20 protein-coding genes are annotated in these 22,602 nt (G+C 56.7%); 10 read left to right on the top strand and 10 right to left on the bottom strand.

Going from position 1 to position 22,602, the window contains the following annotated elements; translation table 11 throughout:
- Positions 1-161 precede the first annotated feature (161 nt).
- From trxB to NQ014_RS06145, 3 genes are all read left to right on the top strand, one after another.
- Positions 162-1,100, top strand: a complete 939-nt coding sequence (trxB, locus tag NQ014_RS06155; protein WP_005511625.1) for a thioredoxin-disulfide reductase — start codon at positions 162-164, stop codon at positions 1,098-1,100.
- Positions 1,101-1,493: 393 nt separating this feature from the next.
- Complete coding sequence (gene trxA, locus NQ014_RS06150; RefSeq protein ID WP_016421730.1) at positions 1,494-1,814, top strand: thioredoxin; 321 nt, start codon at positions 1,494-1,496, stop codon at positions 1,812-1,814.
- Between the two features lie 410 nt (positions 1,815-2,224).
- Entirely contained in the window at positions 2,225-3,409 is a 1,185-nt protein-coding gene (locus NQ014_RS06145) for an N-acetylmuramoyl-L-alanine amidase (RefSeq protein ID WP_257074288.1), read from the top strand.
- Between the two features lie 26 nt (positions 3,410-3,435).
- On the opposite strand, the gene NQ014_RS06140 is transcribed toward NQ014_RS06145, so the two are convergent.
- The 8 genes from NQ014_RS06140 to rpmH all read right to left on the bottom strand — a co-directional run bounded on the left by NQ014_RS06140 (position 3,436) and on the right by rpmH (position 9,957).
- Positions 3,436-4,389, bottom strand: coding sequence for a hypothetical protein (locus tag NQ014_RS06140; protein ID WP_257074287.1), 954 nt, complete (start codon positions 4,387-4,389; stop codon positions 3,436-3,438).
- Positions 4,390-4,400: 11 nt separating this feature from the next.
- Complete coding sequence (locus NQ014_RS06135; RefSeq protein ID WP_257074286.1) at positions 4,401-5,678, bottom strand: ParB/RepB/Spo0J family partition protein; 1,278 nt, start codon at positions 5,676-5,678, stop codon at positions 4,401-4,403.
- A gap of 21 nt (positions 5,679-5,699) precedes the next feature.
- A complete protein-coding gene (locus NQ014_RS06130) occupies positions 5,700-6,656 on the bottom strand; it encodes a ParA family protein (protein WP_257074285.1) in 957 nt (318 codons plus the stop codon).
- 278 nt (positions 6,657-6,934) lie between these two features.
- Positions 6,935-7,570 (bottom strand): 16S rRNA (guanine(527)-N(7))-methyltransferase RsmG, encoded by a 636-nt coding sequence (rsmG, locus tag NQ014_RS06125; RefSeq protein ID WP_257074330.1) that lies wholly within the window; start codon positions 7,568-7,570, stop codon positions 6,935-6,937.
- A gap of 320 nt (positions 7,571-7,890) precedes the next feature.
- Entirely contained in the window at positions 7,891-9,039 is a 1,149-nt protein-coding gene (gene yidC, locus NQ014_RS06120; protein ID WP_257074284.1) for a membrane protein insertase YidC, read from the bottom strand.
- 87 nt (positions 9,040-9,126) lie between these two features.
- Positions 9,127-9,459, bottom strand: coding sequence for a membrane protein insertion efficiency factor YidD (yidD, locus tag NQ014_RS06115; RefSeq protein WP_257074283.1), 333 nt, complete (start codon positions 9,457-9,459; stop codon positions 9,127-9,129).
- Positions 9,419-9,799 (bottom strand): ribonuclease P protein component, encoded by a 381-nt coding sequence (gene rnpA / locus NQ014_RS06110; protein WP_257074282.1) that lies wholly within the window; start codon positions 9,797-9,799, stop codon positions 9,419-9,421. Before rnpA ends, yidD begins: the two co-directional genes overlap by 41 nt.
- Before the next feature lie 20 nt (positions 9,800-9,819).
- The gene (gene rpmH, locus NQ014_RS06105; RefSeq protein WP_005511646.1) at positions 9,820-9,957 is read right to left on the bottom strand and encodes a 50S ribosomal protein L34; all 138 of its coding nucleotides are present in this window, start codon (positions 9,955-9,957) and stop codon (positions 9,820-9,822) included.
- A gap of 694 nt (positions 9,958-10,651) precedes the next feature.
- On the opposite strand from rpmH, the gene dnaA reads away from it, so the two are divergent.
- The 6 genes from dnaA (at position 10,652) to NQ014_RS06075 (ending at position 19,269) form a co-directional block, all read left to right on the top strand.
- Positions 10,652-12,400 carry a chromosomal replication initiator protein DnaA gene (gene dnaA / locus NQ014_RS06100; RefSeq protein WP_257074279.1) on the top strand — a complete coding sequence of 583 codons (1,749 nt, stop codon included), beginning with the start codon at positions 10,652-10,654 and terminating at the stop codon, positions 12,398-12,400.
- Positions 12,401-12,901: 501 nt separating this feature from the next.
- On the top strand, positions 12,902-14,092 hold the full coding sequence (dnaN, locus tag NQ014_RS06095; RefSeq protein WP_048731377.1) for a DNA polymerase III subunit beta: 1,191 nt from the start codon (positions 12,902-12,904) through the stop codon (positions 14,090-14,092).
- 9 nt (positions 14,093-14,101) lie between these two features.
- Positions 14,102-15,301, top strand: coding sequence for a DNA replication/repair protein RecF (recF, locus tag NQ014_RS06090; protein WP_048731375.1), 1,200 nt, complete (start codon positions 14,102-14,104; stop codon positions 15,299-15,301).
- 5 nt (positions 15,302-15,306) lie between these two features.
- The gene (locus tag NQ014_RS06085; RefSeq protein ID WP_257074278.1) at positions 15,307-15,969 is read left to right on the top strand and encodes a DUF721 domain-containing protein; all 663 of its coding nucleotides are present in this window, start codon (positions 15,307-15,309) and stop codon (positions 15,967-15,969) included.
- Between the two features lie 289 nt (positions 15,970-16,258).
- Positions 16,259-18,298, top strand: a complete 2,040-nt coding sequence (gyrB, locus tag NQ014_RS06080; protein WP_016421743.1) for a DNA topoisomerase (ATP-hydrolyzing) subunit B — start codon at positions 16,259-16,261, stop codon at positions 18,296-18,298.
- A 74-nt stretch (positions 18,299-18,372) separates the two neighbouring features.
- Complete coding sequence (locus tag NQ014_RS06075) at positions 18,373-19,269, top strand: alpha/beta fold hydrolase (protein ID WP_306438502.1); 897 nt, start codon at positions 18,373-18,375, stop codon at positions 19,267-19,269.
- Here NQ014_RS06075 and NQ014_RS06070 read toward each other — a convergent pair.
- Together NQ014_RS06070 and NQ014_RS06065 are read right to left on the bottom strand one after the other, a co-directional pair.
- Positions 19,266-19,604, bottom strand: coding sequence for a hypothetical protein (locus tag NQ014_RS06070; protein ID WP_257074275.1), 339 nt, complete (start codon positions 19,602-19,604; stop codon positions 19,266-19,268). The genes NQ014_RS06075 and NQ014_RS06070 overlap by 4 nt on opposite strands.
- The gene (locus NQ014_RS06065) at positions 19,601-19,828 is read right to left on the bottom strand and encodes a CopG family transcriptional regulator (protein WP_070827216.1); all 228 of its coding nucleotides are present in this window, start codon (positions 19,826-19,828) and stop codon (positions 19,601-19,603) included. Before NQ014_RS06065 ends, NQ014_RS06070 begins: the two co-directional genes overlap by 4 nt.
- A gap of 256 nt (positions 19,829-20,084) precedes the next feature.
- On the opposite strand from NQ014_RS06065, the gene gyrA reads away from it, so the two are divergent.
- Positions 20,085-22,601 carry a DNA gyrase subunit A gene (gene gyrA / locus NQ014_RS06060; RefSeq protein ID WP_239659997.1) on the top strand — a complete coding sequence of 839 codons (2,517 nt, stop codon included), beginning with the start codon at positions 20,085-20,087 and terminating at the stop codon, positions 22,599-22,601.
- The last annotated feature ends 1 nt before the right edge of the window (position 22,602 follow it).

Genomic DNA, 22,602 nt, shown 5'->3' with positions numbered 1-22,602 from the left:
CTGCGGAGCAGGGGAGAGGCTGGGGGAATAGAGATGGCTAACCTCACGTTGGTTGAGGTAGCTGGTTCCGGTAATTTCTTTCCCGGAGCTGAAAAATTTGCTTACTACTGAGCATCACTGTGCGCCATGTGATGTAAGAGATAAAAATTATAGGAGTCTTCATGAGCGATATCGTTCACGACCTGATCATTGTCGGTTCCGGTCCCGCCGGTTACACGGCTGCCACCTACGCAGCCCGTGCCGACCTGAAGCCTGTGGTGTTCGAGGGCATCGAGTTTGGCGGTCTGCTTATGACGACTACCGATGTGGAGAACTACCCAGGTTTCTCCGAGGGCATCATGGGACCAGAGCTGATGGATCAGATGCGCGCACAGGCAGAGCGCTTCGGCGCTGACCTGCGCATGGAGATTGTCGATCGCATGGATCTCACCGGCGATATCAAGTCTGTCTGGGTTGGTGAAGAAGAGCACAAGGCTCACGCTGTCATTCTGGCAACCGGTGCCGCTCCGCGTTATGTCGGTGCTCCGGGCGAGCAGGCGCTGCTGGGTCATGGCGTCAGCGCCTGTGCCACCTGTGATGGTTTCTTCTTCCGCGACCACGATATCGCCGTCATCGGCGGCGGTGACTCCGCAATGGAAGAGGCAACCTTCCTTACCAAGTTCGCCCGCTCGGTGACGATTGTCCATCGCCGCGATGAGTTCCGTGCGTCGAAGATTATGGTCGAGCGCGCGCAGAATAATGACAAGATTCGCTTTGCGACGAACAAGGTTGTGTCCCAGGTTCTTGGTGAGGACAAGGGTTCAGTTACTGGTCTCGAGCTGGAAGACACCGTCACTGGCGAGAAGTCCGTCCTGGATGTGACTGCCATGTTCGTAGCAATTGGCCACGAGCCACGTTCGCAGATGGTTCGCAATCAGCTGGATTGCGATGAGAATGGCTACATTCAGGTAGCCGCTCCGAGCACCCAGACATCCCTCAAGGGCGTCTTTGCGGCGGGTGATGTTGTTGACTCGCATTACCAGCAGGCAATTACCGCCGCTGGTTCTGGCTGCAAGGCTGCGCTGGATGCTGAGCACTACTTGGAAACCGTTGCTCGGTAGCTGACAGCAGGGCAGTCGCACTAACTGGATAAACACCTAATAGTTGGGGCATCACAATTGTTGGATAAGCCCTACGATTGCAGATATCCAACTATGGGGAATATCTGATAGTCGGTAAGCCCAATTGTTGTTAGCTGTCGCTCAATCAGGGCGCAGCGGGACGTGTTATAGCCCGATACGTCCCGTACCGCACGAGCACTTGCAGCGTTCTCAAGAACACCATTAATTAACAATTTAGTACTTCACTCGCACCACCGGAAGCCCTAATTTTTGACGCCTTGAGCGCCAAATCCGTACGCGAGGCTGAAGAAGCTAGGTTGAAAAATTAGAATCAAGACCACAAATCAAAACCATTAAGAACTCAAACGAGCTCATTCTAAGGAGAAGAATTTCATGGCTCCGGTAACCGTCACCGCCAACACCTTTAAGTCCGATGTCCTCGAATCCGATAAGCCGGTACTTGTTGATTTCTGGGCAGAGTGGTGTGGCCCGTGTAAGAAGATTGCTCCCGTTTTGGACGAGGTTGCGACCGAGCTCGATGGCAAGGCCGTCATCGCCAAGGTCAACGTCGATGAGGAGCGTGCACTGGCTGGCATGTTCCAGATCATGTCCATCCCAAGCCTGCTCCTATTCAAGGACGGCAAGAAGGTCGAAGAGATTCGCGGAGTCCGTCCGAAGGGCGAAATCACGTCACTCATCGAAAAGCACCTTTAAAAGAACTTGGGGTTGCTCCTTATCCGATACGAGGTCACGACCGCCCACCCGTCACTTCGTTACTGCCACCTTCGTTGGACACACCCCATTAAGATGTGACTGAAGTTGTGGTTGTGATTTAGAGTTAGTCCTGGGGTTCTGCCGTCGGGCTAGCCGACGCGCCCTCGTAACAATCGATTCGCGCCTGCGACCTGGTAATCTTGCTGGAAATGGCGGTTTACGTCTTCCTTAATACCGTGAAGGAACCAGGTTGCCGCCAACTTGAGAGGTATTGCTGACCATATCCTCTGAGAGTGTGCGGAGTTTCTCAACTGAAGTTTCGTTTCGCTCACTGGCCAGTAATACTGATTAAGTGTTGTGAGGACCCACAACGTCCTGAACATAATTGTGGAGTTCGGAAGGGAGTTTTCGTGCCAGAGTTTCTGAAGGTGGGCGATAGGTCACCTCGTGTTGCCGAGGTACGTTCTACCCTGGCTCGTCTTGGGCTTCTGCCCAACTGGGAGGGCTCAGCTGCAGAGGAGAACTCGCCTCAGTGGTCTGGTGACGATGACCTCTTTGATGAGGATATGCGCAACGCTCTCCTGGCGTTCCAACAGTCCCGCGGTGTCTATGCCGACGGCATCATCCGCGACAGCACCCTGCGCCTACTGCGAGAAGCCTCGTACACTCTGGGCACCCGCGTACTGTCCTACGATCCACTGTCACAAATGACCGGCGAGGACGTAGGCGTCCTCCAAGCTACCTTGCAGGAACTCGGTTTCCACGATGCCCGAGTAGACGGCCACTTTGGCCCGAAGACCGACGCCTCTGTACGTGAATACCAGCTCAATTACGGGCTGGAGCCCGACGGAATCTGTGGCCCCGTTACTCTCCGGGCGCTCAGCTACTTGGGCAGAAGGGTTACTGGTGGCTCGGTAAACGCCTTCCACGAGAAGGAAATACTGCGCACGATGGGGCCGAAGCTCTCTGGCAAGCGCATTGTCATTGATCCAGGCCTTGGGGCAGGGGAGCCCGGCATCGTGGTCGACGGCCCCTACGGTCAGATTTCTGAAGAAGAGATTCTTTGGGACTTGGCCTCTCGCATTGAAGGTCGCCTTGTCGCGGCAGGTGCAGAGACTATTCTGTCTCGTCCTCGTACCGACAATCCGTCCATCGAAGATCGGGCTGAGATGGCCAACGTCTTTGGCGCTGACGTCTTCATCTCCCTGCAGGCTGACCACTATCACAACAACCGCGCCAGCGGTATTGCGACTTTTTACTTTGGCTCGATGAAGGGCTCCAACTCCATTCTGGGCGAGCAGCTCTCTGGCCTTATCCAGCGAGAGATTGTTGCCCGTACGAGCCTGGTGGACTGCCGCTCGCACGCCCGTACCTGGGATCTCCTCCGTCTGACCAGGATGCCCACGGTGGAAGTTGCCGTTGGTTACCTGACCAACGAGGATGACGTCGCAATTCTTTCTTCCCCAGATCAGCGGGACGTAATTGCCGAATCTATCGTTGTCGCTGTAAAGCGTCTGTACCTGGGCGATGAAGAGCAGCAGCCAATGACCGGCGCTTACAGCTTTGCGCAGCTGATTGAAGAGGAAAAAGCCTAAACACGGTTGACCAATGAAACCCGGCGCTAAAGACTGAACAGCTTTGAGCGCATAAAGGGTTCTTTCGCACTTAGATCCAACGCATGGCCGATTTCTTCGTCCCAGTCCAATTCCGCATCCAACTCGATACGGAGTTTCGGATGAATCGGATGTGGAGTGACCACCCGAAACCCGGAGTCAAGAAGGGTTCGCGTACGAATCAAATCACCGGCGTTATGGTTAATCGCCGCCAACGAATCTGAAATACACGGCTTAGGATTTAGCTTTTCTTCGAGTTGCGCTTCGAAATCAGCGATTAGATTCTCCGTACCGTCGTCAGGCGTTGGCGACGACGGCGTGGATGCCGACATAGAATCCGCCGTGCCACTGCAACCAAACGCTTCTACCGCTGAAATCCCGCGCAGCGCGAGCTTGTGCAGAGCGGTCACAATGAGCACGCGGAGCATGTCATCGTCAACCTCTAAAGCGTTGTAATGCAGACTCGTCAGCGCAATCGCATCCGGCGATATTGGTCCGGAAGGAATGGAAAATGTCGTCGGGCAGAAGCGTGGCGGTGCAAAGAGCAGCGTGCCGACGGTCTCAGGTTTCCCATCGATAAGTGATGCCGGTGGCTTTCGTCGTAGCGAATATCCGCACGGTCCCCAGGAAAGGTAGACGGTATTGAGCCATGCCTCCTTCTCCAAGCGCACCTGGGCGGCTAAATCAGAGCTTAAATCGCCATTTAAGCGGCTCTCGCTAGCTCCAGCTGGCTGAGTAGGGGGTTGGCCGTCCGAATGCTTTAAATCACCGTTGAGCGCTTCATCCTCTTCTGGCGTGCTGGGGTCCAAATTAGGTTCGCGTGGCTCAGTCGAGAACTGGGGTAGGGCAGTTGCTGTACGGATATGCTCCATGCCCTGTTCCCAAAACAGGCTTAACATCGTCTCTGGATAGATTCCTTCGATGTCGGCCAGCGAAATTTTCTCGATGAATACTTCAGTCACAGTAACCGGGTTTACTCTTCGTCGAGATGCATCAGTGACATGATGCGATCAAAGTCCTCGAGGTTGCCGAATTCGATAACGATTTTGCCCTTACGCTTGCCCATCTGGGCAGTCACCTTCGTATCAAAAGAATTGGACAGGCGGTCAGCCCAATTGTGGAGGACCTCCGGCTGCGGAGTGGGCTCGCGGTGCTGCTTTTTCGGTCGCTCGCCGGCATTGAGTAATGTCACTGCCTCTTCGGTCGCACGGACGGACAGTCCTTCAGCAACAATTCGCTCAGCGAGGCGCTGCTGCTCTTCCTTACCTGCCTTAACTCCAAGCAAGGCACGTGCGTGACCAGCCGACAGGACACCGACCGCTACTCGTCGCTGTACCTCCACCGGCAACTGCAAGAGTCGAATCATGTTGGTAATAACGGGCCGCGAGCGACCGATTCGATCCGCCAGCTCTGCCTGAGTAACACCAAACTCTTCGAGCAGCTGCTGGTACGCAGCGGCCTCTTCAAGTGGGTTCAGCTGAACGCGATGGATGTTCTCTAGTAGGGCATCTCGGAGCATGTCCTGGTTTGGAGTATCGCGAACGATGGCGGGAATCGTGTCGATTCCAGCTCGCTGAGAAGCACGCCAGCGACGTTCACCCATGATGATTTCAAACTCGGGTTGCGGCGCGTTCGAATCTTCCTTGCGCGCTGCCTCGAGTGCCGCCGCACGACTATCCTCAGAGATTGGTCGTACGATAATCGGCTGCAATAGACCAAACTCACGAATAGAGTGAGCGAGCTCATTCAGGGGTTCTTCATCGAAGACCTCTCGTGGCTGCTTCGGGTTCGGCGTGATCAGCTTCAAGTCGATCTCGCGATAGGTCGCGCCAAACTCGTTTGCGGCCGAAGTGCCAACATCAGCGACCTCGGTGCCGCTATGGTCCGTTACTCCCGACATCGTCGAGGGCAATGTTTCACGTGAAACATCGCTAGACTTATCAATAGCGTTATCGTCACTGTGACGTTTCTTCGCCTCATTGGTATGGGGCTTGCTCTGCCCAGATTTTGCAGATTTTCCGGGGTTTTTCCCCTCAGTCAACGAGGTGCCGGCTCCCGTATCGGCTGCCCCCAGTACGTCGGCAACTCCGCTACTTCCAGGCTGCTTCGTCCCCTGGGTACGGCGGGGACCGAAGATAATATCCGCGGCACTCTCACCTACCGAGGGGTTAGCCGCCGGAGCAGTTGGGATCAGCGCGGCGATACCGCGACCGAGCCCTCCCTTGCGGTTCTCCTTTTTCTGATTCGACATCGGTTACTACTCCTAGTGGCTTTAATTTGTCTCAGTGGAATTGGACGGGGTAGGGGAGGAAGCTGGTTTTTGCCCAATCGCACTTCCACCCGGAACTGCTGAATAGTCGCCACGCGTTGCCAATTCCTTCGCGGCATCAAGATAAGCAACTGCGCCCCGAGACCCTGGATCGTAGGAAATTACGGTCTGCGAATATCCCGGCGCCTCCGATACCTTCACGGATCGAGGGATGAGATTACGTAGAACAACGTCACCGAAGTAGTTACGAACCTCATTGGCAACTTCTTCTGAAAGCTTGGTACGGCCATCGAACATGGTGAGCAAAACAGCAGAAATGTGTAGCTCCGGATTGAGGTGCTGACGAATCATCTGCACGTTATTCATCAGCTGAGTCACACCCTCCAAGGCGTAAAACTCACACTGAATCGGAATCAAAACCTCGTTGGCGGCAGTCATCGAATTCAGAGTCAACAGACCGAGCGAAGGAGGGCAGTCAATAATGAGAAAGTCAAAGCCGTTGTCAATCAGGTACTGATCTGAAACTGCGTCGAGAAGTCGGCGCTCGCGGTTCAGGAGAGAAACCAGCTCAATCTCGGAGCCCGCCAAGTCCAACGTTGCTGGCACACAAAAGAGGTTCTCAGATTCAGGGGAACGCTGGATGACATCGTCAATCTGTAGTTCGCCAATAAGAAGCTCATACGTCGACGGAGTCCCGGAAACATGCTCAATCCCCAGGGCCGTAGAAGCATTTCCCTGCGGGTCATTATCGATGACTAGTACCTTGAGACCATGTCGCGCGAGCGCCGACGCGATGTTGACTGCCGAAGTGGTCTTGCCCACGCCGCCCTTCTGGTTGGCGATAGTAATACGGCGCGGACGTTCGGGGCGCGGAAGCGATAAACGGTTCGGGGCCTTAACTTGCGCCGCCCGTTGAGCTGCCGCAGCGATGGGTGTGTCTTGCCAGGACTTCCGGCTCATTAACTATTCCCCTTACAAGCACAGCAATCACCAATCATGGCCACTGGAGTGCGAATAAAAACTTAGTAACTATCTGCAAAAGCGTAATCATCAAGCCCCAACAACCGTTAGACGCCGACGATTGTGGAAATGTTTCACGTGAAACATCCACCTTGGCCGGTAGGACTTTGCCATACCGCGATACTTATCCCACTCTAGCCCGACAGCACTACGCGCCTCAATGTCGAAACCAAAACACAAGCGAACCGGCAGTGGAGTAGGGGAGGAGGACTTACAACCTACTTCTTCTGAATAATCACGGCGTACGTCGAAGTTCCCAACACGGAACCGCCAACCTCTACAACGCGGGGATTAGTTCCCTTCGCCTTGGCAATAAGCTTTGCGTCCCGATCAATCTCCTCTTGCGCAGTTCCACCCTTCAGTGCAACCATCGCGCCTCCGGATTTAACTAAAGGAAGCGACCAGCCCGCCAATTTCCCAAGAGGGGCAACAGCGCGAGAAGTGACGACATCTACTTGGCCAACCTCAGCGCGAACCACTTTGTCCTCAGCGCGCCCGCGAACCACCGTTACATTGTCCAGCTCAAGGTCCTGCACAACTTCATTCAAAAAAGTTGTCCGCCGCAGCAATGGCTCTACAAGAACCACCTTCAAATCCGGGCGTGCAAGAGCAAGCGGAATTCCGGGCAAACCTGCCCCCGAACCAATGTCCGCAACTACAAGCCCTTTGCCTATCGCTTCTCCAACTACCGCGGAATTAATAATGTGGCGATCCCACAGCTTTGCAGTTTCACGTGGCCCAATCAAACCTCGGACTGTAGCTTCCTCAGCCAACCATGAGTGGTAGCGGTATGCTCGATCGGCATTCCCTCCAAACACGGTATCTATCACCGAACGCAGATCTGCATCGACCAAACCTGCGGAGGCTTCTTGCTTATCGACGTCTTTCGCGGAGTTACTCAACAGTTCCACTAACCTTTCCAATGGGGCAGCTGTGCCGTCACCCGTCGAGCTTTTCATTACCCCTAGTGTACGACAGTGCAACAGCGATGTTTCACGTGAAACATTGACCGGAGTTGGATGCCAAACTCCAGGCCCCAAAGAAAATTACACGCCTGTAATAACAGCGACGTTGTTTGCGCGATCGAGCACCAAGGCAAACAAAAACGCCCCGCATCAAATGCGGGGCGTTCCGATTAATTAACTTATGTAGACGAAGAGCGATTCTACTTCAGCTATTTCTTTTTGCGCTTCCGGTTCTTCCGATTTGCGGGTTTCTGTCCTGGCGCTGGCTTCGAGGCTGGGCCCTGCTGTCCCTTCCCCGAATTACCATCCGGAAGATGGGTAGAAGCCTTGTTCGCTGTAGAGGCCTGACCGGACTGCGCCTGCTGCGCATTCTGCGCTGCCTGACGCTTGCCACCCTTCTTCGGGTTGATTGGCTTCTGGCCAACCTTCGGAGCGAGCTTCTCCTGTGCCTCGCGCTTGGCAGCCTTCTTAGCTGCGACAGCTTCCTTCTCTTCCTCATCCAGCTTGCCGAAGATGTAGCGCTGCTGGAAGTAGGTCCAGACGTTGTTAGTCACCATGTAGACAAGGAGACCGATGTGCCAGAAAGCACCGGTAACAAGAATCATGATTGGGAAGAACCAAAGCATCATCTTGTTCATCATGTCCATCTGCTGACCCATGGGGCCTTCCTGGCGTTTTACCAGACCAGCTTCCTGGCGAGCACGAGTGCGCTCGACCGACATGCGAGCGTTGAAGTGCGTTGCCAGTGCCGCGATAACGATCAGCGGGATGGCAACGATCATGATGTCCATGCGGGTGAAGTCCGCAGGAGTACCAGGCACTGTGAACGCTGCGTATTGATCCTCACCCATACCAACCGAACTGGACAGTGGAGCATTGAGCACACGAGCCAGCAGGAAGGACCGCACCTCATCTACACCGAAGATGTAGTTAGGCGTATTCCAGTTCTGTTCCACCGACATGCCGAGCGCATTGCCCGACGTACCCGTTCGGTTGAACGAACGCAGCACGTGGAAAAGACCAATGAACACAGGCATCTGAACCAGAATCGGCAGACAGCCGCCGAGCGGGTTGACACCCATTTCCTTTTGTAGCTGGCGCATAGCAAGGGCCTGCGCCTGCTGATCGTTCTTGTACTTCTCCTTGATCGCCTGCATCTCAGGAGCGAGTTGCTGCATCTTGATGGCAGAACGCTGCTGGTTCAGCATCGGCTTAAACAGGAGGATACGGATGGTGACCACAAGCAAAACAATGGCCAGCACCCATGAGATACCCGAGGAGGGATCGAATAGGAAACCTGAGGCCTTATGCCAGAACCACAGGATGGCCGAAATCGGCCAATACACGAAATTGAGCACGGTCTAAGATCACTCCGTTCTTTAGGGGGACAGCGCACTCGCGCCTTCGTCTACAAAGCCCGGTCAAAGGCTAAGCATTACTAGAGGTTACCTGTGCATTCGCTTCAACCACGAACCCAGGCCGGGGAATGTGGCAGGAACTGGATCCCAGCCGCCCGGATGCCAGGGTGCGCAACGGAAGATACGTAGAAGAGTCAGCCACAGGCCACGAATAGCTCCGAAACGGCGTACGGCCTCAAGACCATATGCGGAGCAGGTCGGTTCAAAACGACATGTGCTCGTTGGCTTCAGATTAGAGATGCGGTGGCGATAGAAGAGAATCGCCCGCTCCGCCACACGTGCACCAGGGCCGTGGGCGAGGGGACCGTCGTCAAGCGAATTATCGCCGACGTTCGTATTTGGCGAGTGCCGATTGCACATCGTGGGACAGCTCCTGGCTGGTGGCTGTGGCAGATGCGGGCAGCGCGCGAACGACAATGTCCATGGTGGACGGGAGATCCTGCGCGGCCGCGGCCATGACATGGCGGAGCTTGCGGGATACAGCGTGACGAGTCACGGCGTTGCCCACAGCTTTAGATACGACAAGACCGACACGCGGACCACCAAACCTGGCAATCTGCGTATCGGTCTTATCTTCACCGCCAGAAGCGGCGGTGTCACGAATATGCAAGACCAAGGTCTTGCGTCCGATTCGGCGTCCACGTCGTACGGTGACCGTGAAGTCACGCGAAGAACGCAGCTTATTGCTCTGAGGGAGCACCGAAATCGGCGTCCTCTTGCTTAAGCGGACAGGCGGGCACGGCCCTTGCTGCGGCGTGCTGCCACAACGGCGCGACCGGAACGGGTACGCATACGGGTACGGAAGCCGTGCACGCGTGCACGACGGCGGTTATTCGGCTGGAACGTCCGCTTCGACACGGTTGACACTCCTTGAAACTCAAACGACCACGAGTCCACGCTGAACACACCGCAGTAAACTCCTCGCTTCGAGTGCGAGGCAGCGATGCGTCTGACGCATTCCCGTGATGCACGGAAAAATTACTTACCGACAGATTGAAAGCTACATGCGTTCTGTCGGGTCCAAGCACAAGCTCGGACTCATATCTCAATGGATATGAAACACCCAGATAGGTTACGTCGAATCGAGCGAGAAATTCAAATCAACACGCCGGATTTACCTGGAGAATCATTTTCCAAGTTTTCCGACGGTACCGATGTTGACCTGTGGAAATACTGACCTATGCACTGCAATCCACAGGGTGTTTATCCAATCAGCTGTGGATAACTTCCACACCATGAATCACAGCGAGCAGGGGAAATAACGTGTTTACCTAGGTAAACGCAGACTAGGGGGCTATTTTTCATTGTGGGCAAACTGTGGATAAACTGTTAGTCAATTAGCGACAAGGTTTATCCACAGGTGTGGACAAACATGTGGAAGTCCTGCTCGGGGCGTATAGCACCTTGTGTAGAAACACCCCACAGGGCGAATTACAAGAAATAGCCCCCAAATGGGCAGATATGGCGCTCTCGCCATGCCAAAAACGCTCCACAAAAACAGGTCGCCTCGATAAATTTGATGAACGTAAACATGTAAAAGGACATTCACACAGTGAGCGAACAACCAGAATTGCCAGGTGGACTCTGGGAGCAGGTCGTTTCTATCCTGACTTCACCAGAAGGTGCGCCGGAGTTGGGCATTGCACCACTACGCCCGCCACACAAGGCACTGCTGCGGTCAGTGACGCACACTGGTGACTTTCCAGGTTTTTTCCTGCTCAGCACTCAATCGCCAGTGGTGCAGGCGCTGGTAAAAGAAGAGCTCAAGGGCATTATCGAGGCCGTCTTAGCTTCGCTGACCGGTGAGGAGTTGGAAACGGTCATTACCGTTGCTGATCCTGCTGACGACGCTGAAGATAGCCAGGCAGCAGAGACCACTCAATCATCTGCACAGCACTCGGGGCAGATGCCATCTGCAGCTTCGCGTCCGCAGCAGGCTCAGCGTCAACAGCCAAACCAGCAGCACCAACAGCAATCTGGCCGCAACTACCCGTTCCCCAGTGCAGATACGAACGACTTCAATCTCCACGAGCAGCACCAGGGATCGACGCAGACGCCACAGGTGCCGCAGACACACCAGCAGAATGTCCATAATCAGCAGAGTGCCCAGTCACAGCACCGATCGATGGACGCCGTAGATTCGATGGCCCAGGGGCTTTCGCACTCATCTGCCGAGAATCCGATGACTATTGCTGATCAGCGCCAGGTCACAAGTCCTTTCCGCTCCGAGAGCCACGGCACTCCAACCGAGATGAGCATGCCTTTCGAGGAGCCCACCCTCAACCCGAACTACACCTTCGAGACCTTCGTTATTGGTCCGCAGAATAAGTTCGCCGCCGCAGCCGCCGTCGCTGTTGCGGAGTCTCCGGGGCGCACCTACAACCCGCTGTTTATCTCCGGCGGTTCGGGTCTTGGCAAGACGCACCTGCTCCACGGCATTGGTCACTACGCCAAGCATTTGTACCCTAACCTGCGGGTTCGCTACGTTTCGTCGGAAGAGTTCACCAACGACTTCATTAATTCCGTGCGTGACGACGCCCAGGAATCCTTCAAGCGTCGCTACCGCGATTTGGACATGCTCATCATCGATGACATCCAGTTCTTGGAGGGCAAGGAAGGTACACAGGAAGAGTTCTTCCATACGTTCAATGCCCTGCACCAGTCCAATCACCAAATTGTGCTGTCGTCGGACCGCCCACCACGCGAGCTTAAGACCCTGGAGGATCGCCTTCGTACCCGCTTCCAGTGGGGGCTCAATCCGGATCTGCAATACCCGGACTTGGAGACGCGAATCGCAATTCTGTCGAAGAAGGCACAGCTATCTGATTTGGTCGTTCCGCATGATGTACTCCAGTACATCGCGGAGAACACCTCGTCTTCTATTCGTGAGCTCGAGGGGCGTCTACTGCAGATTAGTGCTCACGCATCCATGATTCATGAGCCTGTGACCTTGAAGTTTGCGCAGGAGATCCTCGGTGCCGACGAAATCGAGGTGCAGATTACCCCGGAGATCATCATCTCCACCACGGCTGAGTACTTCGACCTAACGGTTGCGGATTTGGTGGGCCCGGGTAAGACTCGCCCGGTCGCTCATGCACGCCAGATCGCGATGTACTTGACGAGGTCCTTCACTGAGCTTTCGTTGCCGTCGATTGGGCGGGAGTTCGGAAATCGTGACCATTCGACGGTTTTGCACGCTGAACGCAAGATTGTTAAGGAAATTCAGGAGAAAAAGCCCTCAAAGGACCAGGTCAACGACCTGACTACACGCATTCGTGACCGAGCTCGCGGCACGGCTTAAAATCCTTGGGTTCGGCGTGCGGAATTCTTGTTATTAACTGCGGTTTTTCCGTGCACAGAGCTGTGGACAACTCGTAAATTTTGTGGATGAAAGATAAAGCTCGAACACTATCCACAGACACCCCAAGTTATCCACAGTTAGGCGCACTGGTTATCCACAGCTCGAAACCGGTGAAGACCAGCGGGAATCATGTAATTTCACAATGTGCACACCCCCTATTACTACTCCCGACTTTAAAAATCTCTAGAAACTTCTAGATAAAAGGGGGCCTGCGCACAACCTCTGGCAAGCAACCTCTCGCGCACAACTTCATAAATGCCAAGAACGAGCAGAACTAGGATTAAGCACTAGACGGACTACAAGAATCCCAGTGAGGTCTTTGGCAGTCTGCAGTAGAGTTGTACGATGGAATCTTTGTAACTCCAGTCATGTGCGCTGACATAGCGTGCTGACAACACAAAAGACGGCTAATAACAGACATCCAATACCGGTGGAGGAACGATGGAGCAGACCGAAGTCCGTATTCGCGCGGCTAAGGACGATCTCGCGGGTGCGGTGAGCTGGGTTGCTCGTAACCTGCCTGCACGCCCGACTCAGCCGATTCTGCGTGGCATGATTTTTCTCGCGGATGACAATGGTCTGCAGCTCGCTGGCTATGACTACGAGGTCTCCACTCAGATTCGTATTAGCGCAGAGGTCGATGAGCCCGGTCGCTTCGCCGTCAATGGCAAGTTGGTTTCTGACATTGTCTCTAAGCTGCCGAATAAGCAGGTAGAGATGCACTTTGATGGCACGAAGGTCATCGTTCGCTGTGGTTCTTCCCGCTTCGAGCTACCAAGCCTGACCTTGGAGGATTACCCGCAGCTACCAGAAGCTCCGGCTGCTACCGGTACTGTCGATGCTGCTCTGCTGGCTGAGGCTATTGGTCAGGTCGCTATCGCTGCCGGCAAGGATGAGTCGCTGCCGATGCTGACCGGCATCCGGATGGAAACCGAAGGTAACGAGGTCACTCTCGCTGCCACCGACCGTTTCCGCCTGGCGGTTCGCAGTTTCGAGTGGGAGCAGATCCCTGAGGGGGAGACCAAGCTGCTCATCCCGGCAAAGACCTTCGCGGAGACTGCCCGCACTCTCGATACCACTTCCAGCGAGCCAGTGACCTTGGCATTCGGCGACGGATCTGATGATCGTGAGGTCGGCTCCGAAGGTCTGCTGGCTATCCTCGCCGATCCTCGTCGCACTACCACGCGACTGCTGGACGCCGAGTTTCCGAAGTTCCGTCCGCTGCTGCCGAAGCAGCATTCCTCCATGGCTGTTGCTCGTGTTGACCAGCTGCAGGATGCCATCCGTCGTGTGTCTCTGATGGCGGATCACGGTGCGCAGATTCGCATGGACTTCTCCGACGGCCAGGTTGTCCTTTCCGCGCATGGCGACGAAGTTGGTCACGCAGAAGAGACTGTGGCCTGCAACTTCTATGGGGAACCACTTCTGATCGCCTTCAACCCGCAGTACCTGCTCGAGGGGCTCAGCGCTGTTCGCTCCCACCGCGTTCTGCTGGGCTTTACGCAGCCGTCGCGTCCCGCGATTCTCATTCCAGAGCCGGAAGCTATCCCGGAGCTCGGTGAGGACGGCTTCTACCCAACGCCGGAGACCGACTTCACTTACCTGCTGATGCCTGTGCGCCTGCCGGGCTAGTCTGCGGCTATGCACATTCGGTATTTGTCCTTGCGGGACTTCCGCTCCTGGCCGGAGTTGGAAGTCGAGTTCACGCCTGGAATTACCGTATTTACCGGGCAAAATGGCTACGGCAAGACCAATATCGTCGAGGCCGTTGGATATCTCTCCACGCTCGGCTCGCATCGAGTGTCTACGGATGCTCCGCTGGTTCGTTCGGGGACCCCGTCGGCACGCATTTCGGCGACGGCGGTCAATGATGGCCGCGAGCTGACGGCGCATCTGCTCATCAATCCGCATCGCGCGAATCAGGCGCAGATTAATCGCACGCGGCTGAAGTCTCCGCGGGAGCTGCTGGGGATCGTTAAGTCGGTCTTTTTCTCGCCCGAGGATCTCACGCTGGTCAAGGGCGAGCCCGCTTCCCGTCGCCGATACATCGATGATTTGCTCGCTTTACGACGGCCACTGTCCGCCGGTATCCGCATTCAATATGACAAGATTTTGCGTCAGAAGAATGCGCTGCTGAAGTCGGCGGGCTCGACGCTGCGCCGTGGCTATTCTTCCTCGGAGGGGCAGGCCGCCCTGAGCACGCTGGATACCTGGGATGCGCAATTGGCGCAGGTGGGAGCGGCGCTAATGGCTGCGCGCATGGATTTGATCGCCGAGCTTTCCGAGCATGTCAGCGAGGCCTATGCCACGCTTGCCCCGCACTCGCGCCCAGCCACGATTGCCTATGCGCCGAAGGTCGACAGTCTGGATGGCGGGCCATTGCCCAGCGAACCGGAGCTGCTCGAGGCACTGCTGCTGACGAAGATGGCGGAGCGCCGCACCGCGGAGATTGAGCGCGGTTCCTGTCTCGTTGGTCCACATCGCGATGATCTCAACCTCATTCTCGGCAATGACCCCGCCAAGGGCTTCGCTAGCCACGGCGAGACCTGGTCTTTTGCACTCGCGCTACGTCTCGGCGCGTACTTTTTGCTCCGTGCCGATGGGCCCGACCCGATTTTGGTGCTTGACGACGTGTTTGCGGAGCTCGACCGGCATCGTCGGGAAGCTCTCATGGAAATCGCGCAGCAGGCTGAGCAGGTGTTGATCACCTCCGCGGTGGGAGAGGAGTTGCCTCAGGCACTGGTCGAAGATTCGTCTGTCACTCATCACACGGTGACGGTGGCGCAGACTGAGCAGGGGCGAATCTCACTGCTGGATGAAAACCCAGTCGCGGAAGAGTGACGGGTATGGTCGAGAACATGGAGCCGGATAACTCACCGGAAGAAGAAAAGGACCTGATTAGCGACGTTTTCTTCCGCATGCGCGATGCCGCTAAGGAGGGCGGTCACAAGTTACCGAATCTCCAGCGGCCACCGAAGAAGAAGGGCTCGTGGTCTGGCCTCGATAGCCGTGTGCCTGTGAAGGCCGCGGAGGGGATTGTTGCGGACGTCGATAAGCAGCGGGCAGCGCAAGCAGTGGTGCGAGATCGTGCCGGTACGGTGATTTCGCCGAGCCTGTTGAAGGAGGCGGGGATTCGGCTGTACCGGAAATATGACCGTCGACCTGCGCCGATTGGTGCGGTGCTGAATAAGGCAGTAGTTGATCGCGGTTGGCAGATCCACATTGCCCACGGTGTGATCATGACGGAGTGGGATTCGATGGTCGGCAAAGTTGTCGCGGAACATTCCCAGGTCAAGGAGTTCAAGGACGGCACTTTGGTGGTCGAGTGCCAATCGACAGCATGGGCAACACAGCTGCGGCTGGCACAGCGACAGGTTTTGAAGTCGATTGCGGAACGCGTCGGCGATGGGGTGGTTGAGGAAATTAAGGTGCTGGGGCCGAAAGCGCCGAATTGGCGCAAGGGCAAATTGCACATCGAGGGCCGAGGACCGCGTGATACTTACGGGTAAAGGTCGGTAAACGGTCTACGAATAGTCGTCGGTATGCGTAAAACTGCGAAATTTGGTCCTTTGAGCGCATCGGCTATATCCACAGTAGGGGACTACGTTGGGGTAAGATGGGCAGGAGAAAACCGGCAGGCGGTTCTTGAGACGTTATCGACTTCCAAACTAGCCAGACCTATCTAGTAGTCCTAGGTAGTTCTGGCTGGCGCTGATAGCGCTTGACCGCCGGCCTATTTTTCGCGCGCTGACGAATGTTGCGCGGGGAGAGAATCAAGAATAGGAGACGCGCCGAACCGTGGCTGCTACCGAACATCAATATGACGCCTCATCGATTACCATCCTCGAGGGCCTCGAGGCCGTGCGTAAGCGGCCGGGTATGTACATTGGCTCGACTGGTGAGCGTGGCTTGCACCACCTGGTGTGGGAGGTTGTAGACAACTCCGTCGACGAGGCGATGGCGGGTTACGCCACCGATGTTGAGGTCACTCTGCTGGAAGACGGCGGCGTTCAGGTCCGCGATAACGGCCGTGGTATTCCTGTCGAAATGCACCCGTCGGGTATGCCGACGGTGCAGGTGGTTATGACTCAGCTGCACGCCGGCGGCAAGTTTGACTCCGAGTCCTACGCTGTTTCCGGTGGTCTGCACGGTGTGGGTATTTCGGTGGTTAACGCGCTGTCGACGCGTATGGAAACCGAGGTCATCCGCGATGGCTACACCTGGTACCAGAACTTCGACCAGGCTGTTCCGGAAGAAATTATCCGAGGTAAGAAGACTCGCGGCTCGGGTACCACGCAACGTTTCTGGCCGGACCCGGAGATTTTTGAGACTACCGATTTCAAGTTCGACACCATTTCTCGCCGCCTGCGCGAGATGGCGTTTTTGAACAAGGGCCTGACCATCACGTTGGTGGACAAGCGTGTCTCCGAGGAGGAGCTCGAGGCTGAGGCTCTGGCGGAGCAGGCGGAGACCGAATCCGCTGAGATCGCCAAGGATGCGGTTGAGGAGCAGAAGGAGAAGGCAGAGAAGACCACCAAGCCGAAGGAGCGCCGCAAGGTCTTCCACTACCCGAATGGTCTGCGGGATTATGTCGAGACTCTGAATAAGTCGAAGAACATCATCCACCCGACCATCATTTCCTTCGATGCTGCAGGTGATGGCCACGAGGTCGAGATTGCCATGCAGTGGAACTCGGGTTACTCCGAGTCGGTGCACACCTTCGCCAACACCATTAACACCATTGAGGGTGGCACGCACGAAGAGGGCTTCCGTTCTGCGTTGACATCGCTGATGAACCGCTATGCGCGTGAGCACCGCCTGTTGAAGGAGAAGGAAAACAACCTCTCCGGCGAGGACTGCCGTGAAGGTCTTGCTGCCGTGATTTCGGTGAAGGTCGCCGATCCGCAGTTCGAGGGCCAGACGAAGACGAAGCTCGGTAACACCGAGGTGCGTTCCTTCGTCCAGCGCATGACTAATGAGCACATCGGTCACTGGCTGGAGGCCAATCCGGCTGAGGCTAAGGCCATTGTTAACAAGGCGATTGCTTCTGCGCATGCCCGTCAGGCGGCTCGTAAGGCCCGTGACCTGGTGCGTCGTAAGTCCGCGACCGATCTTGGCGGTCTTCCGGGTAAGTTGGCTGACTGCCGTTCGAAGGACCCGAAGCAGTCCGAGCTGTTCATCGTGGAGGGTGACTCCGCAGGTGGTTCTGCGAAGGCAGGCCGAAACTCGCTGTTCCAGGCCATTTTGCCGCTGCGCGGTAAGATTTTGAACGTCGAGAAGGCGCGACTGGATAAGACGCTGAAGAATAACGAGGTCCAGGCCATTATTACGGCGCTGGGCACCGGTATTCACGACGAGTTCGACATCGAGAAGCTGCGCTACCACAAGATTGTGCTGATGGCCGACGCCGATGTCGATGGTCAGCACATTGCCACGCTGCTACTGACGCTGCTGTTCCGCCTGATGCGTCCGCTGATTGATGAAGGTCACGTCTACCTCGCCCAGCCGCCGCTGTACAAGCTCAAGTGGGCCAAGGGTGAGCCGGGCTACGCCTACTCAGATGCTGAGCGCGATCAGCTGCTGGAAGAGGGGCTGGCTGCCAACCGCAAGATCAACAAGGACGATGGTGTTCAGCGTTACAAGGGTCTCGGTGAGATGAACGCCGCTGAGCTGTGGGATACCACCATGGATCCGGATCACCGCGTGCTGCGTAAGGTCGCCCTCGAGGACGCGCAGAAGGCGGACGAACTGTTCACCATTCTGATGGGCGATGACGTCGCTTCACGACGTTCGTTCATTACCCGTAATGCGAAGGACGTTCGCTTCCTCGACGTCTAAGCCGATACCAAGTCTGGTTATCGGCTTGTCGGTTCCCCTGACAAAACCTCCGTTCAGCCATTAATGTTTATGCAATGGAAGATACTCGGGGAAGCATGGTCAACGGGGAACCGCCAGTCGAGCCACGTATTGTGCAGGAGACATTGCCAGATGGCTCCGTGACCCCGATGGCGCTTCGGTTTCCCGAAGGTTCGCCTCGGGGCATTGTCGTTATTTGGCCGGGCTTTGGCATGGGTGCTCGCTACTACCGGCCGATTGCCCAAGAGTTACAGCGTCGAGGTTTTTGCGTCCTGACCTCGGAGTTACGCGGCCAGGGTAACCAGACTGCGGTGGCCACCCGCCGTCACAATTGGGGCTACCAGGATTTAGCGTCGGTGGATTATCCCTTGGCGGTGGCTCGTGCTCGGAAGGAATTCGACCATCTGGCAGCAGGGGAGAAGCTTCCCGTTTATTTGCTGTGTCATTCCATGGGCGGTCAGATTGCCTCGCTGTATCTGGCCCGACCGGAAGCGGACGTGGCCGGCGTGGTGATGGTCGGATCCGGCACCCCGCACTATAGGTGTTTTACTGGCAACGAGTACAAGCGGCTTCGCTACGGTGCACCATTTATGCAGGTGGTATCCCAGATTTTGGGTTATTGGCCGGCAGGCAGGTTCGATGTGGCCGGTTACGGTCGGCAGGCTCGCAATCATGTGGTGGAGTGGGCGCGCTTCTCGCGCACGGGCTTGCTGCGACCACGGGGTGCAGACATCGACTATGCCGCTGAGATGCCGAAAGTAACTACCCCAGCGTTATTGCTGAACTGTGGCGGTGACCGTGATTGCCCAGCGGAATCTGCGCAAGCGCTAGCTCGGATGTTGCCTAAGTCTGCGAAGTACGAGTTCATTGAGCAGCGCCTTGGCCATAATCGGTGGGCGCGTGAGCCACAGGCTGTGGTTGACCGTCTAGAGCAGTTTATTGAGGAAATTTAAACCCAGCCTCTGACCAGTTCCCACGTCTCTGCGAATGACAGCTCTTCGCCGTTGGTGGTGAGGAGTATGTGTGCAAGTAGTGCGCCCAGTGCGGTGTTGCCAAAACTTAGTGGTTTCACGTGAAACGTTGCGTAAGCGACCGCCTGCGCTGCCGCAGAAATCGCGGGAAAGCTACGGTGACCAGCAATGACTCCTGAGCTGGCGGCGACAATAGCGCTGATTGTCCATGGTCTCGCAAGTGTAGCGTCGGCCAATTCCGGCACTGTGGCCACCAGTTCATCGGTGGCCGCCAGGATAGCGGCCTCGCTGAGGGGCTGAATCTGGAGCGCGCTCATTCCTGTGCTCCCCGGGGCCTCGGGGAGCTCAACTTTCGCAGCAGCGCCATGTCAGTATCAATTACGCTTGCCGTAATTTCCCGGGCCTGACCTTGCTGAAGGGCTCTCGCTGCGGCGGATTCGATGGCGCGAATGGCGGCCTCGTGTTTAGACACGCCCTCCATGTGCGCCAGCAGCGCCAGAGCGGTGTCCTGTTCTTTCGTGAGTCTCAAGGTCATCGCCATCGCATTTGCTCCTTGTTTCCTAGCCGTGCCGTTCTATTTGCCTCTACTAGGCCTAAAACCCCAGATTTGATACCACAATGGTATCGAAAAGTTGCACACGGCGTCGTAAAGCGGGCTCTAAAGCCCTGTAGAATGGATGCGAACCTCTTTTAAGTAAAGGAAGCAGTCATTGAGCGACGATAACAACAACGACGGCTCATCCTTCGGAAGTGGAGTATTGGGCCACCAGGTTCGCCCGATCGACATCAATGAAGAGATGCAGTCGAGCTATATCGACTACGCCATGAGCGTGATTGTTGGCCGTGCGCTGCCGGAGATTCGTGATGGTCTCAAGCCGGTGCACCGCCGCATTCTCTACGCCATGTTCGACAACGGCTACCGCCCAGAGCGCGGTTATGTGAAGTCCGCAAAGCCGGTCTCGGACACGATGGGTAACTACCACCCGCACGGCGACAGAGCTATTTACGACACCATGGTGCGCATGGCGCAGCCGTGGTCCATGCGCTATCCGCTTGTCGACGGTCAGGGTAACTTCGGCTCCCGCGGTGACGACGGCCCCGCAGCTATGCGTTACACCGAGGCTCGTCTGACGCCGTTGGCCATGGAAATGGTGCGCGACATTCGCGAAAACACCGTCGATTTCCAGCCGAACTACGACGGTCGTACGACAGAGCCGGTTATTCTGCCGTCGCGTGTCCCGCAGCTGTTGATGAACGGCTCTGGCGGTATTGCCGTCGGTATGGCCACCAATATCCCACCGCACAACCTGCGTGAGGTCGCGGATGCCATCAACTGGTGCCTGGATAACCCGGAAGCGGATGAAAAGACCACGCTGGATGCGGTCATGGAACGCATCAAGGGCCCGGATTTCCCAACTGCCGCCCAAATTGTCGGCGACAAGGGCATCAAGGAGGCCTACACCACCGGTCGCGGTTCGATTCGCATGCGCGGTGTGACCTCGATTGAGCAGGAGGGCACTCGTCAGTCGATTGTCATCACTGAGCTGCCATACCAGGTCAACCCGGACCGCATGATTGCCAACATCGCGGATCAGGTCAAGGATGGTCGTCTGCAGGGCATTGCCTCGATTGATGACGAATCTGACCTGAAGTGGGGCATGCGCATCGTCGTCAAGCTCAAGCGCGACGCCGTACCGCGTGTGGTGCTGAACAACCTGTACAAGCACTCCCAGCTGCAGACCAGCTTCGGTGCGAACATGCTCGCCATCGTCGACGGTGTGCCGCGTACGCTGCGCATTGACCAGATGGTGACGCTGTACGTCGCCCACCAGATTGAGGTCATCGTTCGACGGACCCAGTTCCGCCTGGACGAGAAGGAAAAGCGCGCCCATATCCTGCGTGGCCTGGTCAAGGCCCTGGATATGTTGGACGAGGTCATCGCCCTGATTCGCCGGTCTGCCACGGTTGATACCGCGCGCACGGGCCTGATGGGTCTGCTCGAAATCGACGAGATTCAGGCTGACGCCATTTTGGCGATGCAGCTGCGTCGCCTGGCTGCTCTGGAGCGCCAGAAGATCATTGACGAGTTGGCTGAGATCGAGCTCGAGATCGCCGACCTGAAGGACATCCTGGCCAAGCCGGAGCGTCAGCGCGCCATCGTTAAGGAAGAGCTGGGCGAGGTCGTGGAGAAGTACGGCGATGACCGTCGTACCCAGATCGTGGCCGCTGAGGGCGATGTCACCGAAGAGGACCTCATCGCCCGCGAAAACGTGGTTGTGACCATTACCTCCACGGGCTACGCCAAGCGCACCAAGGTCGATGCCTACAAGGCACAGCGCCGTGGTGGCAAGGGCGTGCGCGGCGCGGACCTGAAGCAGGACGACATTGTCCGCCACTTCTTCGTCTGCTCCACGCACGACTGGATTTTGTTCTTCACCAACAAGGGTCGCGTCTACCGACTCAAGGCCTACGAACTGCCGGAGGCCACTCGCGCCGCCCGCGGCCAGCATGTCGCCAATCTGCTGGAGTTCCAGCCGGAGGAGCGCATCGCTGAGGTGCTACAGATTCAGAGCTACCAGGACAGCCCGTACCTGGTGCTGGCCACCAGCGAGGGCAAGGTCAAGAAGTCTCGCCTGGAGGACTACGAGTCCGCTCGTTCCGCTGGCCTGATTGCCATCAACCTGCGCGAAGGCGACTCCCTCATCGGTGCTCGTCTATGCTCTGCTGACGATGACCTGCTGCTCGTCTCCGAGCGCGGCCAGGCCATTCGCTTCACCGCCTCCGACGACGCGCTGCGCCCGATGGGCCGCGCCACTGCCGGTGTCCAGGGCATGCGCTTCAAGGGCGATGACAAGCTGCTCAGCATGGTCGTGGTCGAGGAAGAGCACAACCTGCTCGTCGCAACGACCGGCGGCTTCGGCAAGAAGACCAAGCTCAGCGAGTACACCCCGCAGAACCGCGGCGGTATGGGCGTGCTGACGCTCAAGTACGACCCGAAGCGTGGGCCGCTGATGGGCGCCCTGGTGGTCGACAACGACGACGAAATCTTCGCTGTCACCTCCGCCGGCGACATCATCCGCACCAACGTCAACGAGATTCGCGCCACCTCGCGTGCCACTAAGGGCGTGCGCCTGGTCAACCTCGCTGACGGTGTGGAACTGCTCGCTATCGACCGCAACGTCGAGGATGAGGGCGAGGAGACCGCTTCTAAGGTCTCTGAGGCCGGAACGCTGGACGTAGTCCCGAAGCGCACAGGCGCCACCAAGAGCACCGGTGCTGCCGAGTCCGGTGACTCGGAGGCGGAGAAGGAGTAAG

This window comes from Corynebacterium sp. 5QC2CO (assembly GCF_024580435.1).
Lineage (GTDB): Bacteria > Actinomycetota > Actinomycetes > Mycobacteriales > Mycobacteriaceae > Corynebacterium > Corynebacterium jeikeium_D.
The sequence above is the reverse complement of the archived record's forward strand: the minus strand, read 5'-3'. Positions and strand labels throughout refer to the sequence as shown.